Source organism: Pseudomonas moorei (assembly GCF_008801475.1).
In the GTDB taxonomy this organism is placed as follows: Bacteria; Pseudomonadota; Gammaproteobacteria; order Pseudomonadales; family Pseudomonadaceae; genus Aquipseudomonas; species Aquipseudomonas moorei.
The window spans coordinates 72,053-91,655 of record NZ_VZPP01000007.1 but is presented as its reverse complement, the minus strand read 5'-3'; the positions used below and the strand labels follow the sequence as shown (position 1 = coordinate 91,655).

At 58.4% G+C, this 19,603-nt stretch carries 17 protein-coding genes; 3 read left to right on the top strand and 14 right to left on the bottom strand.

Annotation, left to right across the window (positions count from 1 at the left end; all coding sequences use genetic code 11):
* Nucleotides 1-245: 245 nt before the first annotated feature.
* From F7R06_RS14885 to F7R06_RS14835, 11 genes are all read right to left on the bottom strand, one after another.
* Nucleotides 246-992, bottom strand: a complete 747-nt coding sequence (locus F7R06_RS14885; protein ID WP_090319829.1) for a WecB/TagA/CpsF family glycosyltransferase — start codon at nucleotides 990-992, stop codon at nucleotides 246-248.
* Nucleotides 992-2,179: a glycosyltransferase family 2 protein gene (locus F7R06_RS14880; protein ID WP_090319826.1), complete on the bottom strand. Its 1,188-nt coding sequence runs from the start codon at nucleotides 2,177-2,179 to the stop codon at nucleotides 992-994. The genes F7R06_RS14885 and F7R06_RS14880 overlap by 1 nt, the downstream gene beginning before the upstream one ends.
* The gene (locus F7R06_RS14875) at nucleotides 2,176-3,381 is read right to left on the bottom strand and encodes a glycosyltransferase (RefSeq protein ID WP_090319823.1); all 1,206 of its coding nucleotides are present in this window, start codon (nucleotides 3,379-3,381) and stop codon (nucleotides 2,176-2,178) included. Before F7R06_RS14875 ends, F7R06_RS14880 begins: the two co-directional genes overlap by 4 nt.
* 75 nt (nucleotides 3,382-3,456) lie before the next feature.
* Complete coding sequence (locus tag F7R06_RS14870) at nucleotides 3,457-4,380, bottom strand: DUF535 family protein (RefSeq protein WP_090319820.1); 924 nt, start codon at nucleotides 4,378-4,380, stop codon at nucleotides 3,457-3,459.
* Nucleotides 4,381-4,387: 7 nt separating this feature from the next.
* Nucleotides 4,388-5,365: a glycosyltransferase family 2 protein gene (locus F7R06_RS14865; protein WP_090327266.1), complete on the bottom strand. Its 978-nt coding sequence runs from the start codon at nucleotides 5,363-5,365 to the stop codon at nucleotides 4,388-4,390.
* A 5-nt stretch (nucleotides 5,366-5,370) separates the two neighbouring features.
* Nucleotides 5,371-5,895, bottom strand: a complete 525-nt coding sequence (locus F7R06_RS14860; RefSeq protein WP_090319817.1) for a serine O-acetyltransferase — start codon at nucleotides 5,893-5,895, stop codon at nucleotides 5,371-5,373.
* Between the two features lie 8 nt (nucleotides 5,896-5,903).
* Complete coding sequence (locus tag F7R06_RS14855; protein ID WP_090319815.1) at nucleotides 5,904-6,860, bottom strand: glycosyltransferase family 2 protein; 957 nt, start codon at nucleotides 6,858-6,860, stop codon at nucleotides 5,904-5,906.
* A complete protein-coding gene (locus tag F7R06_RS14850; protein WP_090327263.1) occupies nucleotides 6,853-7,473 on the bottom strand; it encodes an acyltransferase in 621 nt (206 codons plus the stop codon). Before F7R06_RS14850 ends, F7R06_RS14855 begins: the two co-directional genes overlap by 8 nt.
* A 98-nt stretch (nucleotides 7,474-7,571) precedes the next feature.
* Entirely contained in the window at nucleotides 7,572-9,068 is a 1,497-nt protein-coding gene (locus tag F7R06_RS14845) for an FAD-dependent oxidoreductase (RefSeq protein WP_090319812.1), read from the bottom strand.
* Nucleotides 9,065-9,259: a hypothetical protein gene (locus F7R06_RS14840; RefSeq protein ID WP_090319809.1), complete on the bottom strand. Its 195-nt coding sequence runs from the start codon at nucleotides 9,257-9,259 to the stop codon at nucleotides 9,065-9,067. The genes F7R06_RS14845 and F7R06_RS14840 overlap by 4 nt, the downstream gene beginning before the upstream one ends.
* A gap of 123 nt (nucleotides 9,260-9,382) precedes the next feature.
* On the bottom strand, nucleotides 9,383-10,759 hold the full coding sequence (locus F7R06_RS14835) for an oligosaccharide flippase family protein (RefSeq protein ID WP_090319806.1): 1,377 nt from the start codon (nucleotides 10,757-10,759) through the stop codon (nucleotides 9,383-9,385).
* A gap of 96 nt (nucleotides 10,760-10,855) precedes the next feature.
* On the opposite strand from F7R06_RS14835, the gene F7R06_RS14830 reads away from it, so the two are divergent.
* The 3 genes from F7R06_RS14830 to galE are packed head-to-tail and all read left to right on the top strand — an operon-like array spanning nucleotide 10,856 to nucleotide 16,034.
* Nucleotides 10,856-12,382 carry an O-antigen ligase family protein gene (locus F7R06_RS14830; protein ID WP_090319802.1) on the top strand — a complete coding sequence of 509 codons (1,527 nt, stop codon included), beginning with the start codon at nucleotides 10,856-10,858 and terminating at the stop codon, nucleotides 12,380-12,382.
* Nucleotides 12,383-12,387: 5 nt separating this feature from the next.
* Complete coding sequence (locus F7R06_RS14825) at nucleotides 12,388-15,030, top strand: cellulase family glycosylhydrolase (protein ID WP_090319799.1); 2,643 nt, start codon at nucleotides 12,388-12,390, stop codon at nucleotides 15,028-15,030.
* A 26-nt stretch (nucleotides 15,031-15,056) separates the two neighbouring features.
* On the top strand, nucleotides 15,057-16,034 hold the full coding sequence (gene galE / locus F7R06_RS14820; protein ID WP_090319796.1) for a UDP-glucose 4-epimerase GalE: 978 nt from the start codon (nucleotides 15,057-15,059) through the stop codon (nucleotides 16,032-16,034).
* Between the two features lie 44 nt (nucleotides 16,035-16,078).
* Here galE and F7R06_RS14815 read toward each other — a convergent pair whose 3' ends face one another.
* From F7R06_RS14815 to F7R06_RS14805, 3 genes are read right to left on the bottom strand one after another with little or no spacing between them, the layout of a single operon-like run.
* The gene (locus F7R06_RS14815) at nucleotides 16,079-16,879 is read right to left on the bottom strand and encodes a CpsD/CapB family tyrosine-protein kinase (RefSeq protein ID WP_090319793.1); all 801 of its coding nucleotides are present in this window, start codon (nucleotides 16,877-16,879) and stop codon (nucleotides 16,079-16,081) included.
* A gap of 11 nt (nucleotides 16,880-16,890) precedes the next feature.
* Nucleotides 16,891-18,456: a GumC family protein gene (locus tag F7R06_RS14810; protein ID WP_090319789.1), complete on the bottom strand. Its 1,566-nt coding sequence runs from the start codon at nucleotides 18,454-18,456 to the stop codon at nucleotides 16,891-16,893.
* Nucleotides 18,457-18,476: 20 nt separating this feature from the next.
* A complete protein-coding gene (locus F7R06_RS14805) occupies nucleotides 18,477-19,592 on the bottom strand; it encodes a porin family protein (protein WP_090327260.1) in 1,116 nt (371 codons plus the stop codon).
* Nucleotides 19,593-19,603: the final 11 nt, after the last annotated feature.

Sequence of the window (19,603 nt, the reverse complement as noted above, 5' to 3'; positions counted from 1 at the left end):
TTGCAAGTAACGATATCTGGACTCGATATGAGGGATTGATTGCCAGCCTCCCCTGCATGGAATCATGGGTTGTCCGACAATATTTCCGGCAACAGTCCTGAAGAAGACACCCCAAAAACAGGCCATCAATTCGATATTACCCCCACAGGAGTAAAGATGCTGCGCCTGGGTTTTGCAAGGTAGATGAGACGCCACTGCCGGGTTTATATCCGCGCATTTTTGCAGCGAAGCCGATCGTTCGCACGTCAGGTCGCCGCCGCGCGCTCCCGGAAAATCAACGTGCGCAGCAGAAACATCGGGTTGCCCACCACATAGCGCGTGAACAGTCGCTTCGGCTCACTGATCAACCTGAACACCCACTCGCAACCGAGACGGCGCATCCATTGCGGGGCGCGACTCACTTTGCCGCCGAGAAAATCCAGAATCGCCCCACCGCAGACGATCAGACACGGCACGCCACTGTTCGCGAGCCTTGCGGCGACGGCTTCTTGCTTCGGCATGCCCATGCCGAGGACCACCAGCTCCGGCTGAAACTCCCGGGCCAGCGCGATATAGGCGTCCACATCGGCAAAACCGTGGTGAGCTGAAACAACGTTCACTGAATACGTCGCTTCGCAGTGCCGCACGGCATTGAGCAGATACGTCTCTTCAGTGCCCCAGAACGCCACGCGCCGCCCCTTGTAAGCGGCCAGCAGTCTGGGGATGAAATCCGTACCGTTCATGTTCAGCCCCGGCGCCAGGCCGAGTCTGCGCAAGAGAATGGCCATGCCGGAACCGTCGCGCAGCAACACGTCAGCTGCCGACAGCGAGTCGTAGTAAGCGGTGTTGGCCGCCACCAGGTTCATGGCGTGGGCGTTGACGAACCCCAACACGGTCGCCGTCTCAGGGTGGGATAAAGCATCGATCAGCGCGTGTTCGTCATCACCCTCATTGACCACCCTGAGTTTGTGGATGATCGTCTGCCATTTGTGCAGCCAGGCCAAAGTGCGCATCAGTTGTCGTCTCGCTTGGAACGTACCCATTCAACCTGGCGCTTGAGCAGAAAGCCGATGTACAGGGGGATTTTTTTCACGGCATAGAACGGCGCGTACATCAGGGCTGAAAAGGCAATGATCTGCCGACCGAATCGGCTCCACGCCAGCAGGATCGTCACACCCAACAGTGCGACCCCGGCCGATGCAATCAACGCCGGCGCCAACATTCCGGCCAGTAGAAACACCAGCCATGAGAGGACGAATGCCGCCACCAGGACCAGGGTCAACAAGGCCAGCGGCGGCACCAGCAGATCCAGGGTCATGGCCAGCAGGCTGCCGTTTCGCTTGCCGATCGATTCCATAAACAACTTTGGCGTATCGCCCAGGATGACGCCCAGATGGCCATGCTCCCAGCGCGTGCGCTGGGTCGTCAGGCCCTCTTCACTGCGCGGAAAATAACTGGTCACCCGTGCGTCGGGGCAAAACAACGGCGGCTTGCCACTGCGACAGAAATCCAGGCCCATCTTCAAATCTTCGACGATGTGGCCGCTGGCCAATTCGATCAAAGGCAGGTCGCGCCAGGCGAATGCCATTCCCGTGCCCATCAACTGACAGGGCAACCCGATCCGCGCCCAGCCTCGTGGACGCACCAGATTCTTCACACACCAGGCGAACTCGGCGATTTGCACTTTCAACCCAGAGCCCGCCGGTGCAAGCATCAGGTTCAGCGATTGGGCGGGTCGCCCGGCGTCGATGCAACAGATGGCCAACCGCTCGATAAAGCCTTCGCTCACCTGGCAGTCGGCATCGACAATGATCAGGACATCCGGCGCGGCGCCGGCCAGGTGACGTACCCCGAAGTCCAGCGCATAGCCCTTGCCACGCTGCTGCAGATTGCTGCGCTCGACCACTTCGGCGCCCGCCGCGCGCGCCAGTGCGGTCGTGTCGTCGGAGCAATTGTCCGCGACCACCAACAGGCGGTCGCCTTGCGCCAATTGCGGCAGGATGCTGTTCAAGGTCGCGACGATCACCGAGGACTCATTGTGCGCCGGCACCAGCACCGCCACCCTGGGGCGCAATCCTCTCGCCGGCGGCAGCGACCGCGCCGGCAGGCACGCCAGCAGCACCTGGACAAACAGCACCAGCACCGGCAGGACGATGAGGATCAACAGTCCACTGAACAGCCCGTTAAACAAGGTCATCATGCGTGCGCCCTGAACAAGGCAGCCAGCTTGGCCGCTTCGGTATCGATATCGTGGCGCTCCAGTACCCGCTGATAAGCCGCCTCGCCCATGCGTTGCAAGACCTCGACCGGTTGCGCCAGGCAATCGGCCAGCGCCGCCGCCAACTCGTCCACGTCGCCGGCGGGAAACAGCCAGCCGTTCTCGCCCTGATGCACCAGCTCGGGAATGCCGGCGACATAGGTCGTCAGCACGGGCCGGCGCAAGGCCATGGCTTCCATGATGACCACCGGCAAGCCCTCGGCGAAGCTGGGCAGGACCATGGCCCGCGCCGCCAGGATTTCCGCGCGCACCTGCTCGCTGCTGATCCAGCCGGTAATTCGCACCTGGGCCTGCAAACCGTACTGGGTGATCAATGCCTCGATCTGCCCGCGCATTTCGCCATCGCCCGCCAGTACCAACTCGAACGCCATGCCTTGTGCCGCGAGGATGCGGGCCGCTTCCAGCAACAGCAGCTGGCCCTTCTGCTCACACAGGCGCCCCACGCACACCAGGCGCGGCGCGGACGGCACGGCCACCGCCGGGACATTGTGGAACGCCTGCTCCAGGCCACAATGCACCACTTTCACTTTCGGCCAATGGGCATGATCCACCCAGCGAAACAGTTGGCTGCGCCCATAGGCGCTGATCGCCGCAACAAAAGCCGAACGCCGGACTTTCTCGCCCAGATGAATGAACTGTGGTTTGTCGAACTCTTCCGGGCCATGCACGGTGAAACTGTACGACGGCCCGCCGAGTGCGTTGGCCAGCATCACCACCTCGGTTGAGTTAGTGCCGAAATGCGCGTGCACATGCCCGGCGTCGGAGTCCTGTAACCAGGTGTGCAGGCGGCACGCTTCGAACAGATAGACCAGGTGGTAAGGCCAGGCACGATCGGCACGCCGGCTCATGCGTAACGCCAGCCACAGCGCTGAAAAAAAGCGTCGCGGCTCGGCACGCAGCACCTGCAGCACTGGCGATAACAGGCCTTTGACACCGTCTTGCAGTACATAACGGGTTTTATCACGTTCCGACACATCCTCGGCATCCACCAACTCGTCGGCATCCCAGCCACGCAACGCAACGCGCTGCACGACAAAGCCCTGGCGTTCCAGTGCCAGAATCTCGCGACGAATAAAGCTGTGGCTGACCTTCGGGTATTGATTGATGAAGTAAGCGATACGCATAGGGACCAAGCTTAGTTGTCGTTTCGATGGGTGGTTACTGCAGTCACTTCCACAGTAGTACAGGCGCCTTGAGCGTCAATGCGCGGCATAGCAGCCTTTCAAGACGTTATCTATTTTTGTGAAAGTGCTGTCGAGCAGCTCGTAACGCCGACGGTACATGGCGCGTTTTTTTGAAGCGATGGCATCAAGCGGCTTCCTGGATGAGGCCAGGGGGATCTCGAAAAAATCTTCGCGCCGGGAGGGAATCGCTCCATGTTCCAGCCAGATCGAATCGTAATCAGCCAACAATTCTTGAGCTTTGTGAGCACCAAAATACGGATGGCGATGGTGACGGTATCCATCCCCTACGGCATAAATTTTTTCCGCACCGATGTTCGTTGCAATGTACTTGATGACTTCTATGAGAAAGCTTCTGGGGCGCAGACCTTCGAAGTCCTTGGTCAGGTCCCGGTAAATACCCAGGGACTTCTCACTTTCAATGCCTTTGTGTATCCCTTGCACCGCACCGATGAAGATGCACAGTTCACCCTCTGCAATGCACAACGTGAAGGCGATTGAGGCGATGCGCAAATCGTCCTGAAACAGGTTCAGCACCAGTTCTCCTTCGCGCATGAACCATACAGGGCGATCCAGAACCAGCGAGCAACCCGCAGAGAAATCCGATAGATCACTCAAGACCAGACTTTCGTCTCGCCCATACAGCAGTAATTGCGGGCAGCTTTTGGTCACCACTTCGTAGTGCGAGGCCAATACGCCAAGGCGATCCCGGGAGGTCCAGCTTTTGCTGATATAGGGCCAGTGAACGACACCGAGGCAATCGCCGCCCAACCGTTCCAGACCGGTTTTGCCCAGGGCATTGGACATGCGCGATAAAAACACCTTTAACTCGGCGCGGTTCTTGATCACCAGAACCAGCATCTTGAGCTTGTTCTTCATTGCCCTGAGGGAATACCCGGCATGTAAGGAAAACATGCTTTTCAGTGCCAGCCAGTTATTCATAAAAGTCTCACTTGTATTCGATCAAAGCCGACTTTCCGGCACCGAATCTGTTCAGTAGAAACTTGACTTGCCCGAGCATCTCGGGAAATTTTCCCAGCACAAGAAAGAAAGCCAGCACCCAATTATTGCCAGACGCTCCGTCCCCCCGACGCGCCAGACGCACGACCTGCAACGGATAGACCAGCAGCAGAAGCAGCCCGGACCATCCGATCAGCAGGCTGGTGATCAAGGTCAGCAGCGGGATCAACAACCCCCAGAACCAGGCACGTCGAGACTCGCGCCGCCAATGTCGCTCCGGCGGCGCCCCATGCAGAAACGCGCCCTCGGCAAAGGCATAGCCACCGCGCAAGGTGCGCCGCCACCACTGGCCAAAGCGGGTCATGGCGGCATCGTGCAAGGTCATCTCGTCTGCCAGGCGCCAGACCTTCCAGCCCCTGGCGCGCAGTCGTACGCACAGTTCAGGCTCTTCCCCGGCGATGAGATCCGGGCGAAAACCGGACACCGCGGCAAAGGCATCGGCGCGCATCAGGGCATCGCCCCCGCAAGCCTTGGCCTCACCCACCGGCGTATCCCATTCGAGATCACACATCAGGTTGTAAATCGAACGTTGCGGAAAACGTTCACGACGCCGTCCGCACACCACTGCCACCTCGGGCTGTGCCTCCAGAAAGGCCTGTGCCCGGCTCAGCCAGCCCGCGACGACCTCGCAATCACCATCGACGAATTGCACGTATCGCACGGTGGGCAACAGACGCTTCACGCAGGCGAACCCTTCATTGCGCGCACGCGCGGCGGTAAAGGGAATCGTCATGTCCAGCTCGACCACCTCGACGCCAAGCCTTTGTGCCAACTGCACGGAACCGTCGGTTGAGCCCGAATCGACATAGACAACCTGCTGTGCCATGCCGGCCAGCGACGCCAGGCAACGCTCCAGCCGCAGGCCTTCATTGCGCCCGATCACGACCACGCCTATGCCGTTAGCCATGGCGTTCAAGTGAATTCCCTGGCTTCTGCGCTCTGCCTGGTCTTGATCGTCGCAGGCACCCCCACTGCAATCGAGTTATCCGGCACATCGGTGAGGACCACCGCATTGGCACCAATCACCACATTGTTGCCAATGCGGATATTGCCCAGCACCTTGGCGCCCGTACCGATGTCCACGTTGTTGCCGAACACCGGGGCAATCGGGTCCTTCACATTCTTCAGCCCGACGACCACGCCGTTGCGGATGCGGCAGTCATCGCCGAACTGCGCGTATCCACTGATGACGATGCCGCCAAAGTGATCGATGACGAAGTTGCGGCCGACCACGACTTCACAGGGCAATTCGATGCCCGTGATGATCTGCACAAACTTGAAGAGTACTTTGTAGATAAAGGAGAACACTTTGCGTAATGGCGCTGGCCGCACGCCGTAGCGCCAGCGGCCAAACCGGTAGACCAACATCACCCAGAATCCCTGAGCGGCCCAATCACCCGCGTATGCACGCAAGTCCGCACGTATGTTTTCGAACATGAATTGATCTACCGTGTTGGTTGGCTAGCGAGTCGGGTATCACGCAGCAGCGCCCAGGTAGCACGGGCATGCTGCCAGCACGCCCCGATGGCCGCTCGACCTCGGCCCTTCAGCAGCGCCTTGAGCGCCAGGATCAGATCCCCCAGGCTCACCAGCAACATATGCCAGGCCAGCCCGAGCAAACCGTGATGTTTGCGGAAGTACAAAAGCTCGCTTTCGATTTGCAGCTTGGGTATCTGTCGACTGGCCGCGTTGAGTGCATCGACGGATTTGGCACTTTCGCCGCCAATGTGCACCACCGTGGTATGCGGGTAATACACCACTTTCCAGCCGGCCTGTTTGACGCGTTTGCAGTGGTCAACTTCTTCGTAGTAGAGAAAGTAGCGTGGATCGAACAGGCCAACCTGATCGATGACTTCTCGACGAATCAGGTAATAGCATCCGGGCACCCAGTCGCACTCACGTACCGAGTTATGGTCCCAGGTCATGTCATCGACTTTCTTCACCCCGGGAAAAAAACGCTCAAGCCCCGTACGCGCCATGAAGACATTCAATGGCGTTGGAAAATAGCGGCAGGAGGGTTGCAAATCCCCGTCCCGGCCCACAAGGCGAACACCCAGGATTCCGCAATCCGGGTGCGCCTCCATGTATTCGAGGGTCTTGTTCAGGGTATCCGCCGCAACGAAGGCGTCGGTATTGAGCAGTAACGCGTACTTGCCCTGAAGGTGTTCAACCAATTGATTATTGGCCCGGCCAAAACCGACATTACTGTCATTGGCCACTTGCAATGCCTCTGGACAAACATTGGCCAGACACTCCAGTGAATTATCGGCAGAGGCATTGTCCACCACCAAATAACGCGTGCGATCCGCGTTATTTGATTGGCGTAACGCATTGAACATCGGCTGCAATAAAGTGGCTGTATTGTAATTAACCACCAACACATCAAGTTCGGCACTAACCATTGTGTTGTTCTTCGCCAAAGAAATACTCGGCTCGCATGGCTTGCAGCTTCGGCTCCAGCTCAGGGTCGAACAACCCGTCACGATTCTCGATCAGGCTCATCCAGGGGTACTCGGCGCAACGCTCCTTGATATTTTTCACCAGGGTTTCCATCGTGCAGATAACCCTGGCTGGATTACCCCCGACCACCATCCCGGGCGGAACGTCTCTCAGTACCACCGCGCCAGCGGCCACCACTGAGTCCGGGCCAATCGTTACGCGCGGCATGACGATCGCGCCATGACCGACAAAGGAATTGGCACGGATATCGACACCGCCGACAGAATCGAGCTTGGTTCCGTCACGCGCATTGATGACATGGACGATGCCGTCGTGGCCGAATATCGTGCAATCGGACAATCCTACGTTGTCGCCGAGTCGAAGCATCGCGGGGTCGGTGATGTTGCACCCCAGGTTGATCCAGGCCCCCTTACCGACGGAGTGCAGCCCTCCCCAGCGCCCCATATGTTGAGCCCATTCATACCCGTCCGGTTTACAAAACTTTTTATAGAGTGAAGTTCCACGCCCTGTTGTCTTGGCGTAGTGAGCGATAGCGCGTTTTAGTAGACCAATCATCCTGTCAGCCTCAATATTCAGCGATATACATCCGTGCCAGAGTTCGACGACCCTGATCTTTATTACCACTACCCTAAGCGTAGACTCCTCTTTAAGTTTCAACTCGGAAAATCGACAAACTCTCCCGTTCCGGAATACCTTCCTATCGATGGGCCCATCTCCTGATTCAGATGGTCCGCCAGCCTCAACGCCAGTTGCAGAAGCGGCATCGTCGGGTTGCAGGCGCCTCCCGTCGCAAAGACGCTGCTGCCCGCCACGTAAAGATTCTCGACCCCGAACACCTTGCAGTTTTCATCGACCACACCAAATTCAGGCGAGGCCGCCATCCGTGTGGTGCCCATGTGGTGGGCATGGGGATTGACCTTCAGCGGCAATTCGACGTCATAAACGCACTCTTCCAGTTTGACAAAGCCCAGCCCCGTATCGGCAAAACACTTGGCCACTTCGAGCCCTATGGACTTGACGGTATTTCTGTCTGCCGGGGTCAGCTCCCAGTGAACGTTTATTTTTTTCATCCCTAACGCATCCCGCTCGTCGAGCATCGAGATGCGGCTGTTGGGGTTGGGGAATTGCTCGATCAATGTACCGAGCACTCCATCCCCGGGGCAATCGAACCGGGTAATGAACTCGATCTTGTGCTCCGCCCCGATGTCACAGATGAGATTCTCGAAAAAATCCTTGATCGCCGCCGTCCGCCCATAGGCTTTCACTTCGGATACCAGCGAGGCCGTCACGTTTCCTTTACCCGACTCGTGCTCCGTCACGAAGGCATCGGTCGTGAAGTACTGCCGGGCATCCGTACCCTGCCCGTCCTTGAGGATGAAGGTGCCCATGTCCACGTTCAGATGCTCCATGAAGCATCTGCCGACAAAACCGTCCTTGCTGACGATACCGCCAGTGGCCAGGGACTCACTGTTGAGCAACTGCCTGGCATTCTCGATCGCGCCAGTGGCCAGAATGAATTGTTTGGCCCTGACTTTTTCCCGATGCATTTCGTAATCGGAGACGACTATCGTCTCGATGCGGCCGGTCTTGCTATCGAACTCAAGATCGACGCAGTTGCAGTTGATGAATACATCGAGGCCCTCGGTTTCATTGAGTTCCTTGGCATATTTCTGTGCAAATCGCGTCGGTGGGCTGAGCAGGAAGCGATCGGCTACAAAGTCGTCGCCATCCAGATTGGCATTGATCGCCTTGAATCCGGAGTGCGGTGGAAGATCGACAATGTCCATGGCCGCCTCCAGATTGCGCTCGATCTCGGAAAACGCGATGGGCCAGCCGGGCAAGTGTATGGGAGGGGCTACGGCAAAGTCCGAGCGCTCGAATGGACGGCATCGTCCGGCCCAGTGATTGGAGGTTCCGCCCAGAAAGCGCAGGCGTGTTTCCGCTGCGTAGACATCGAGGCCTGTCGACGGGCACTGGTAGAGTTCCTGCGAAACCGGTGAATACTCGTGCCCACCGCCTTCGACAAGCACGATATGCCGTCCGTTACCGGCCAGACGCAACGCCAGCGTAATGCCGGCCGGCCCGCCACCGATGATGCAGACGTCATAGTGGTCACGCAGTTCTTTTTGCGTCCGGTAATCTTTTATCATGCTTGTGTTTGCCGAAAATGATGGGCAGGCAGCACCCATCCGTTGATGACAACAAACTCGGATTTAACAGGAGAAGGCCGGGCAACGGCTTCGGAGACGTCAAACACAAGCCCTCCGAGGCTCAACAGGGCACATGCCTGGAGGAAATCTCTGCGCCCCATCACAGAGGTTTTCAAATCAGTTTCTTTCACGATTCAAAGCTCCACGACAGCCAGGTTGCGTTGGAAATTTCAACTAAACGTCAACGTCACGATTTTTGTGAGCAACCCGCATTGACTCCCCCACGGAACCGGTAATAACAGAGATAGTTCAAATCAAAGCCACTTGGCAAGGCTCGTCAACAACTCTCCGCACAAGGCCCCCACGACCAGCATGGGCAGCACGATCAGTTCACGCTTGAGATCCAGCATCCCCAGACGATAGTTGACATAGAAAACCAGGATAAGCGTAGGGAATGTGTGCAGCGCGGCACCCCAGATCGCGTATTTGACCCCGCCGATGGCCAGCAGCAAAGGCAGCAGCACCCACAGCGAGACCACCCGAATGATGTTGTCCATGGCCTGGTACTTGGTGAACCCCAGGGCAATCCAGACCTGATGAGCCAACATATAGCGCATGGTGAAAAAAGACAGTGAAAGGATCGCCATCATGTCGCCAGCCTGGGCATAACGCTCATCGTACAAGACGTGGATGAGCAGTGGACTGCCGGTCCAGAACAAGCCACAGAAAAACAGACAGAGTAGATCGAACATCATCTTGAGGCGGTAATACAGCGTCTGCAGACGTGCAGTGTCATGGGTCCTGGTGGCCTCGCTGAAGGCCGGCAATGCCACGGCCCCGAAAATCTTCTGTATGCCCAGCTGCAATGCTCCCAAAATCAGTACGGCAATGGAGTAGACCCCCAGCTCGGCAGCCGTCATGCTGCCGCCGAACCAGACGCGGTCACCGTACAAGGCCAATACGCCCAGTGCCGACGACAGCAAAATCCAGCGGCCGAAGACGACCAGTTCCTTGAGCGCATCACGCTCCCACTTCAGACGATTGGGCGGCCCCTCGAACCAGAGGTGCCCCATCGCCGTGCTGACGATCGCCGAGACCAGGCCCGCCACCACCAGTGACCAGATGGACCGGGTGAAATAACCGACGGCCAGCATCGCCAAGAGCCCGGCGAACTGCGACACGAACTCGGCGATGACCACTTTTTTCTGCTGGAAAGCGCGCACGGCCAAATCGACTTTCGTCGACTGCAAGCCAAAGATGATTGCCAGCAGACCTGTCACGGCCAGTACCAGTGGCAACTCGGGTGCGGCGTAAGTGGAATTGTTCGCCCACAGATTGAGGGCTTGAGCAAACCAGGCGACACCCGCGATCAGCAGGGTCGAGGCAAACAGGATGAGCCCGCGAACGATCTGCACGGTCCACACGGTGTTGAGAAAAACCGGGTCGTCGCCACGTGGGCTCTGGATGATGTTCTGACGCAACCCCACATCGGAAAGCAGGTGCAGAACCACGGAGACCGTGGTGGCGATCATCATGACGCCGAACATTTCCGGCATGAGCAGGCGGGCCATGATCAGGTTGCCGCCGAGGCGAAACGCTTGGGACGTTACGAGCGCCCCGATATTCCATACCCCCGCAGATATCGCTTTCTTGCGAAGACCGACTGATGGCGATGAATCGGCTAACGGCATAACATCAACCCCGGACTCAATGGCACGAAAGGTACTATAGTCGCATTTTGCCATTCGACTAGCCGTCGCTCATCAATCAGATAAGAACGACCCACCATGCCTGAGCACTTTCGCGCGTTAATCGTCATTCTGGTCCTCGCCGGCGTCGTTTTTGCCATGGCTCGCCGACCCGCCGCAGACCTGATTCCCGACCGTGATTTCACGCGTCGGCGCAATCTGTGGTTTGCCTTGACGCTACTGGCGTTCTTTTCGCACAGCTTCTGGATTTACGCCGGCGTCGCCGCGATCGTGCTGACCGTTGCCCGTAAACGCGAGCGCAATCCGGTGGCGCTTTTTTTCTTTCTGCTGTTCCTCATGCCCCCCGCCACGGTGGAGATCCCCGGCTTCGGCGTGATCAATTATTTTTTCGGCCTGAACCATGTTCGCCTCCTGGCATTGTGCGTACTGCTTCCGGCTTTTTTCGCCCTGCGCAGACGAGCAGACACGGTACCTTTCGGACGCACCTGGCCGGACAGACTGTTGGCCGCCAACATCCTGTTGACGAGCCTGCTGTACCTGCGCGAAACCACCGTCACCGATACGTTGCGGCAAACGCTGTATCTGTTCATCGAAGTTTTTTTGCCTTACTACGTGGCCAGCCGGGCACTGCGCAACCTCAGCGACTTCAAGGACGCCCTGTTCGGTTTTGTTCTGGCGGCCATGCTGCTGTCACTGATCGGCCTCTTCGAATACACCCGCAACTGGCTGCTCTACAGCGCTCTGAACGGTGCCTTGGGCGTCCCCTGGGAGATGTCCGGCTACCTGACCCGCGGTGGCTCGTTACGCGCCAGTGTCACCACCGGCCAGGCCATCGCGCTGGGCTTCGTCATCAGTGTCGCCATCGGTTTTTATCTGTACTTGCAGGAGGAAGTCCGCAGCAAACTGCAACGCAGCCTCGGCGCGCTCCTGCTCGCTGGCGGCCTGTTCGCGCCACTGTCGCGTGGTCCCTGGATCGGCACCGCGGTGATGATCGTGGCGTTCATCAGCACCGGCCGCAAAGCGTTCAAGCGCCTGATGCTGCTGGGGGCGGCCGGCATGCTTGCCCTACCCCTGCTGGCCGTGGTGCCGGGCGGGCAGAAAGTGCTTGATCTGCTGCCGTTCATTGGCACGGTGGAAGTGGAAAACATCACCTACCGGCAGCAGCTGATCGACAACGCCGTGATCGTCATCCAGCGCAACCCCTGGCTGGGGTCCTTCGATTATCGCAGCACACCGGAAATGCAGTCCCTTATCCAGGGCCAGGGCATCATCGATATCGTGAACACCTATATCGGCGTGGCGCTGTCGGTCGGCCTGATCGGGTTGGCACTTTTCGTCATGTTCTTCGTCTGCGTTCTGCACGGCATCCGCAAGGGGATGCGTTCGTTCCCCAACAAGGAAAATGAGGCACGCCGACTCGGACGTGCGCTCCTGGCAACACTGGCCGGGATCCTGATCACCATCGTGACTGTCAGCAGTATCACGGTAATCCCCGTGGTGTATTGGTCGGTGGCCGGTCTGGGCGTCGCCTATGCTCAGATGGCACGCAGGCTCAGACAGACCTCCCCAGCCGTCACAGCGAGCGCCCACCTCCAACTCCGGTAGAACCCATGGCCCCATTGTTTCGTCGTCCCCAGATACTGCTCCTGCTCCTGCTGTTTTCTGCGTTTTGGCCGTTACGTATCTGGGCTTCGGACTGGGTCGCCAGCGTCGATGAACGAAGTGGTCTGCCGATGCTGGTGCGCGGTGGCAGCCCTGCCCTTGTCAGTGCGTTGACCTTCTGGGACAAAAACTGGGCCTGGACGTATCTGGCGGGTCAGTTCAAGGTCGACGGGCCCTATCGTTATTCCCTGGCCGGGCAGAACAAAGCGCTGGATTTCGATTTGAGCGCGCAGGTCCAGAAAGAAGACGGGCAGAAACTGACCTGGAACTTTGCCGTGGACGCACACAGCCTGAAGCAGGACGTGATCGGTGGCGGCATTGTCTTCCGGTTCGACCCGGCCCTGTTCCCGGGTGAGATGGGCGAGCCTGCCTTGCTGCCCGACAATCGCGGCTGGTCCTGGGGCAACGCACAAGGGCGGCGCATCGAAATGCGTTTCGAGCCTGCGCTGGAGAGTGTGTACTTTGAACCGGGTGATAAATCTCAGATACGCGCTTTTTTCTACAAGAACTCGATCAAACCCGGTCGCCAGAATTTCACCGCCACCTTGAGTGTCTCGGGCGATGTGACGCTCGGGCCTACCGCTTCCGAGCGCTTCGGAATGGACCAGCCAAAGAACTGGCCGACAGACAAGCTCGACTGGAAAACCTCACCGGTCGACCTGTCCTTTCTCAACGCTCAGGAAAAGCCCGCGGGCAAGCGTGGCTTCGTCAAAGCCGCTGGCGAGCAACTGCTGTTCGCGGACGGCACCCCGGCGCGATTTTGGGGCACCAACCTCTCCGCCTATGCGCTGTACCGCACGCCTGACGATGCCATCAAGCTGCAAGCCAAACGCTTGTCGGCACTGGGCTTCAATCTCGTGCGACTGCATCACCATGACTCACCCTGGGTCTTCCCGAACATCTTTGGCGACGGCAACGTCATACAGGACACCCAGCAACTCAGCCCGGAATCGCTGAAGAAAATCGATTGGTGGATCAAGTGCCTCAAGGACGAAGGCATTTACGTGTGGCTCGATATGCACGTCGAGCGAGCCGTTAGCGCCAAGGACAATATCTTCGGTTTCGAGGAAATGCCGAAAAACAGTAAAAACACAGCTGATCTCAAGGGCTATGCCTTTGTGAACAGCACTATCCAGCAAGCGATGAAGCGCTTTGCCGAAAGCTACCTGACCCACGTCAACACCTATACCGGCCTCGCTTACAAAGACGATCCGGCGATCGCCGCCATACTGATCACCAACGAAAACGATGTGACTCACCACTACGGCAATGCCCTGTTGCCCGACAAAAAGGTGCCAAAGCACAACAAGGTCTACATGGCCGAGGCCGAGGCCTTTGCCCGGCAGCACAACCTGTCTGCCAGCCAGACCTGGCGCTCATGGGAGCCCGGTCCCTCCAAGCTGTTCCTCAACGACCTGGAGCAGCGTTTCAACGTAGACATGATTCAGTACCTGCGCACCCTCGGCGTGAAGGTTCCCATTGCCACGACCAGCAGCTGGGGCGGTAACGGCCTGAACTCGCTACCGGCACTGACCGCCGGCGATGTGATTGACGTCCATAGCTATGGGGGGCTTGGCCAACTGGAAAAAAATCCGCTCACCAGCGAAGGCATCGTCAACTGGATCGCCGCCGGCCAGGTCGTCGGCAAACCACTGACGGTCACCGAGTGGAACAACGAACCCTTTCCGACCCCTGACCGCCATTCGTTGCCGCTGTACATGGCGGGCACTGCCAGTCACCAGGGCTGGGATGCGCTGATGCAATATGCCTACAGTCAGGAGCCGTTGACCGGCGGCTGGATGACGGCCGACAACTGGCATGCCTACAACGATCCGGCGCTGCTGGCCACCCTGCCCGCCGCTGCCTTGCTGTATCGCCGCGGCGACGTTGCACCAGCCAGGACAACCTACGTCTTCGCACCGACGCCGGACACCCTGTTCAACCAGTCGATCACCGCGGCCAACTCGGCACTGCTGCGCACCGCCATGGAGAAAGGCAAGCTGGAAATCGCGCTGCCATCGACACCGGAGTTGCCCTGGTTGCAGCAGAGTACGATTCCAGGCGATGCCCAGGTGTTTCACGACCCCAATCAGTCGCTGCTGGACGCCAACGCGAGCGAGGCCACGACAGACACCGGCGAGCTCAAGCGCAACTGGAAACAAGGTGTCTACACCATCAATACGCCGCGCACCCAGGCCGCTACCGGCTGGATCGGCGGTAAGTCGATCGCCCTTGGCAAGATCGAGGTGAACGTGAAGACCGCCAACGCCAGTGTGGTGGTACAAAGTCTGGACGACACGCCCGTGGGCCGTTCGCAGGATCTACTGATTTCACTGGGCGCGCGTGCAGTCCCCCAGGATGACGGCAAGACACCGTTTTATGTCGAGCCCCTCGAAGGCACGCTGACCATCCAGGCACCACAGGGCTTGACCCTGTTTTCTCAAGACGCCCCAGGGCAAATCAAGAAGCTGCCCGCCACCTACGCTGATGGCCGCTATACAATCAACTTCGACGGCGTGCAGGCGTCGAACTGGCTGTTTCTGAAAAAAGGCGCCACGCCAGGCAATGTCTCAAGCTCAATGGCTCAGTAACAGTTTCCAGGAGAATGGAGATCAGGATGAAATTTTTGGTGGTGGGGGGCGCGGGCTATATCGGCTCGCACATGGTCAAGCAGCTGCTGGGCGCCGGTCATGAACTGGTGGTGGCAGACAACTTTTCAACCGGCCATCGCAGCGCGTTGACGGGCGGGAGCCTGGTCGAACTGGACATCGCCGACGCACAGGCGCTGGACGCCCTGTTTGCCGGGCACCACTTCGATGCTGTGTTTCACTTCGCGTCATTCATACAAGTGGGAGAGTCTGTCGCCGAACCGGCCAAGTACTATCAAAACAACCTCGCCGCCACCCTGACGCTCCTGCAGGCCATGGTCCGTGCCGAGGTCAAGCACTTCATTTTCTCCTCGACCGCCGCCGTCTATGGCGACCCGTTGTACGTGCCGATCGACGAACAACACCCCAAGGCCGCAATCAACCCTTATGGGCGCAGCAAGTGGATGGTGGAGCAGATGCTTGAAGATTTCGACCGCGCATACGGGCTCAAATCGGTCTGCCTGCGTTACTTCAATGCCGCTGGAGCAGACCCCGAAGGCCAGTTGGGCGAACGCCATGAACCTGAAACCCACCTGCTGCCATTGATCCTGCAAGCGGCCTCGGGCCGGCGCCCATCGATCACTGTGTTTGGCCGTGATTACGACACACCCGATGGCACCTGCATTCGCGACTACGTACACGTTGCAGATCTCGTCGCCGCTCACGCACTCGCCGTGGACTATCTTCTGGAAGGGGGTGCCAGCACGGCGTTCAACCTTGGCAATGGTCAAGGTTTCTCGGTGCAGCAAGTCATAGACACCGTACGCCAGGTCACTGGCCAGGACATCTGCGTGAGCGACGCGCCACGTCGCGCCGGAGACCCGCCACGCCTGGTGGCCGACCCACGCCGGGCCCAGGCATTACTGGGATGGCAGCCGCGGTTTGCCTCGCTTGAGCAAATAGTGACGCACGCCTGGAAGTGGGAGCAGAAGCATCCCTGGCATTGACAGCAGGCGCTGGCGATAAACGCCGAGCGCCCGAGACTGACGTTCTAGTAGTAAGAGCGGTTTTGGGGTTCGGCCTTGTTCAGCACCGTACCAATGAGGTTGGCCGAGCCCAGGTGATGCAGGCTTTCCTCGATCTCTTTCTTGCTGTTCATTCCATTGGCGACCACGAGCAGGACGCAATCGAATTTAGGCAAGACCGTGATCACATCATCGGAGCTCAACACCGGTGGCAAGTCGAAAATCACGATACGCGAGTTGTAGCGATCGCGAAGGTCGGTAATCAAATGACTGACCGCGGGCGAAGACAGCACTTCGGTGGACAGAGGGATCGGTTCCCGTGTTGGCAAGACCACAAAACGCGGCAAGGTCGGATTGACCAGCACTTCTTGCAGTTCGGCTTCATCGGCCAGCAATTCATTGAGCGACTTTTCCATCGGCAGGCCCAGGCAGGCACCCACCCTCGGTCGACGCAAATCGAAGTCCACCAGCAACGCCGTCTTGGTGGTGTGATGCGCAATACTCATCGCCAGATTGATCGCCAATACCGTTTTACCGGAGTCCGGTGTCGGCGAGGTGATGGCCAGTGTACGCCAACCATTTTCCTCCATGGCTTTGAGAACCTGCGTACGCAGCAAATCGAACGCCCCGCCCATGGCGGAGTTCTTGTTGTAGGCCACGATGCGGTGACGCTCAAGGTGGTCGGCCCGCAGCGGAACGACCTTGGTTTGCACATAACTGAGGGCATTGAGCGTGGGGGCTGGGGCAGGCTGTCCGCTCGAGGTAGTCACCAGACTCGACGAAGCCTGTGGCTCCCCTTTATCGCTCGCTGGCTTGATTATTTCCATGGCTGTATTCCTTATTCAAACCGTGCCAGAGCCTTAAACACCAGTAGGTCCAGAGGCATGTAGAACAAGTGCACGAGCACCAGAAGGACGGCGATCAGCACGACTCCACCGAGGATCAGAAGCTGGCGCCAACGCTTGCGGCGTTCAAGTTCTGCCTTGGTGTGAATATAGGGGATGGTACCCAATACGCGTTTACCCAACACGCTTGTCAGCGCCTCCACACCGCGCACGCGCTGGTTCAACATTTCCAGCAGCATCACCAGTGCGCCAGTGCCGACCGGGGCAAGCACAAAGCCCATGGCAACGACTTTTTTACGGTTGGGCCTGACCGGTTTCTCGGGCATCAACGGCGCCTCGAGAAGCACAAAACGCTCGGCCTTGTTTTCCTGCTCCAGGCTCTCGGAGATTTTCGCCCCCATTTCCTTGGTGCGGATTTCCTCGTACTTCTTGCGCGCGTTGTCATGGTCGCGCATCAGCGTGACCAGCCCGCGCTCGACTTGCGGCGTCTCAAGAATCTGCGCCTCATAGGCATTGATTTTGGCGAGGATTTCCTTCTTCTGGTCGGCCAGAGAGCTGATCCGTGCTTCCGATGCCGCGACCCGCGCCTGAGCCTTGGCAACATCCATGCTGACCGACGTCATCGCACCGCTATTCCCGCCATTGGCAGACTCGAGCGCGGCAATTTTGCGTTTGACGGCGCGCACATCAGGGTGGGCTTCCGTATACAGCGACAACAACCGGGCGTACTCCGCCTTGAGGCTGGGCAAATCCTGCTGTTGATCAGCCGCCGTACCCGACGCTCCGGGTTTGCTCGCTACGCCGGCACTGGCTGCGGAAACTTCCAGCTCGTTGAAACGCAACTCCTCGCGGGCTGCCTTGTAGTCGCGATCGACCTCTTTAAGTTCGGTCTCGGCGCGCGACAACATGTTCATGCGCAATTCCTGGTGCTCGGGCAGCGCGTTGCTGTGGGCCTGCTTGAAGTCCGCCAGGCGGTTCTCCAGGGTTTCCAGTTCAACCCTGAGCTTGTCGGCCTCCTGGGTCAGGAACTCGGTCGTCTCACTGGCTCGCTCGGTACGCTGCTTGATGTTTTCATCCAGAAACAGCCTCACCAGTTCCTTGGCGACCTCGTTCGCGACCTCCGGCTGCTTGTGTTCAAAAGCCAGGCGAAACGCGATGGTGACCTCTCCCCGCCCCTTGACGGCAGCACTGACCAGGGAAACGGTAATCGAGTTACGCATCTCATCGATTTTCTCGGTAATGCTTAGCCGACGGCTCTCCGAAGCAAAGAGATTGTATTTGTCGATGATCGCTTCCAGGTGCTCACGGGTCATCACGCGCTGGCGAATGACCTCAATGCGCTCGTCGGCAAACGTGTTGTTGTTTGCCGCCACCAGGTCGGGCGAAATCTGCTGGGACTCGACCAGGATCGTGCCGGAGGACTGATAGACGGGGGGTATGGCCATCGCCACCATGACGCTTACCGCGAATATCACAGCGATACTCACCACCACCAATACGGCATGATGCTTGATTATCGCGATGTAATCGTTAACCGACATTTCGTATTCAGAGGCCATAGTTCTCACACAGCTGAATTTCAGAGTTCGGGGTAACTATAGGTCAGGGTTAACCCCACGACGTTGGCACTGGCATCGGCAAAACCGCTTTGCAGGCGTTGCTTGTAGGTGAAGGATAGGCGCGCAACCCAAAAAGGCGAGAGATCACGACTGACCCAGGTATTGAAATTTTTAAGGGTGCTGGCTGACACTCCTGTGGTTTTTTGCCATGAGGTATCGATACCGGTACGAATCAACTCGTCGACGGAATAACTCCATGTAGCCCGCAGATTGTCACTCTCGACGAAGCCGCCATCACCGTTGGCGATCGTGCTGCGACTGGCGTCGAATGTCGTGTCAAAGCGCTCGCCGGCATAGTGCAGGTTGAATCCGCCCTGCCCCGTCGGATTGCTGTTTGTACCCGAGACCTGGTTGACGCCCGCGTACGCCGACCCTTCGAGATTTTCGGAGATCTTGAAGTTGAAACCTGCGGTGGGCGTATAGCTGTTTGAAGAGGCAACACCGGAGCCGGACGTCGGTTCGTAGCGCCTGGCGCCAAAACGCGTGAACAGCTCGAGACGATCGCTCCAGGCATAGCTCAGGCTCACTCGGTTCGACAGCTCGTCATAGCTGGTCAGGGAATTAATGTCATATCTGACGTCCGTGTATTCGGCCTCGTTGGCCAACGTCGTCCGATCGCTCAGCGCGCTACGCCAGTTGCCCCCCACCGTGGATTGCCTCTGGGTGCCGTCGGGGGCGATCACGCCGGTTTCCTGAACGGTACTGGAGAGCGTCGAACTCTCGACATAGCTCGCTGTCAGCCCGTACGCACCGGTTTCGGTGTCACGCTGCCAGCCCAACCGCAGGTTGGGGTCTTCACGATCCCGAACGACGGAGGTGTCAGATGAATGCACGACGTTCACTCCCAGACCGATGTTCAACTGATCCCGGTCGGACGTTCCCACGATCGTCGCATCAGGAGCGATGATCGTACGGGTCACGGCCTTTTTGTTGTTCCCGACGAGCAGGGGATTACTATCGTGTTCGACAGTCGTCGGCACGGCTACCGTCGATTGCCAGGTGGCCGCACAGGCCACTCCCGAATACGGCAAAATCAATAATGCCGTCGCAGCTCCAGTTGTTCGCAGCATAAGCAGGCTAAGCCCCG

What these genes read in the sequence shown, in the direction of transcription:
- F7R06_RS14885 (WP_090319829.1), bottom strand. Translation starts at nt 992, where the DNA reads ATGCGCACTTTGGCCTGGCTGCACAAATGGCAGACGATCATCCACAAA.
- F7R06_RS14880 (WP_090319826.1), bottom strand. Translation starts at nt 2,179, where the DNA reads ATGATGACCTTGTTTAACGGGCTGTTCAGTGGACTGTTGATCCTCATC.
- F7R06_RS14875 (WP_090319823.1), bottom strand. Translation starts at nt 3,381, where the DNA reads ATGCGTATCGCTTACTTCATCAATCAATACCCGAAGGTCAGCCACAGC.
- F7R06_RS14870 (WP_090319820.1), bottom strand. Translation starts at nt 4,380, where the DNA reads ATGAATAACTGGCTGGCACTGAAAAGCATGTTTTCCTTACATGCCGGG.
- F7R06_RS14865 (WP_090327266.1), bottom strand. Translation starts at nt 5,365, where the DNA reads ATGGCTAACGGCATAGGCGTGGTCGTGATCGGGCGCAATGAAGGCCTG.
- F7R06_RS14860 (WP_090319817.1), bottom strand. Translation starts at nt 5,895, where the DNA reads ATGTTCGAAAACATACGTGCGGACTTGCGTGCATACGCGGGTGATTGG.
- F7R06_RS14855 (WP_090319815.1), bottom strand. Translation starts at nt 6,860, where the DNA reads ATGGTTAGTGCCGAACTTGATGTGTTGGTGGTTAATTACAATACAGCC.
- F7R06_RS14850 (WP_090327263.1), bottom strand. Translation starts at nt 7,473, where the DNA reads ATGATTGGTCTACTAAAACGCGCTATCGCTCACTACGCCAAGACAACA.
- F7R06_RS14845 (WP_090319812.1), bottom strand. Translation starts at nt 9,068, where the DNA reads ATGATAAAAGATTACCGGACGCAAAAAGAACTGCGTGACCACTATGAC.
- F7R06_RS14835 (WP_090319806.1), bottom strand. Translation starts at nt 10,759, where the DNA reads ATGCCGTTAGCCGATTCATCGCCATCAGTCGGTCTTCGCAAGAAAGCG.
- F7R06_RS14830 (WP_090319802.1), top strand. Translation starts at nt 10,856, where the DNA reads ATGCCTGAGCACTTTCGCGCGTTAATCGTCATTCTGGTCCTCGCCGGC.
- F7R06_RS14825 (WP_090319799.1), top strand. Translation starts at nt 12,388, where the DNA reads ATGGCCCCATTGTTTCGTCGTCCCCAGATACTGCTCCTGCTCCTGCTG.
- galE (WP_090319796.1), top strand. Translation starts at nt 15,057, where the DNA reads ATGAAATTTTTGGTGGTGGGGGGCGCGGGCTATATCGGCTCGCACATG.
- F7R06_RS14815 (WP_090319793.1), bottom strand. Translation starts at nt 16,879, where the DNA reads ATGGAAATAATCAAGCCAGCGAGCGATAAAGGGGAGCCACAGGCTTCG.
- F7R06_RS14810 (WP_090319789.1), bottom strand. Translation starts at nt 18,456, where the DNA reads ATGGCCTCTGAATACGAAATGTCGGTTAACGATTACATCGCGATAATC.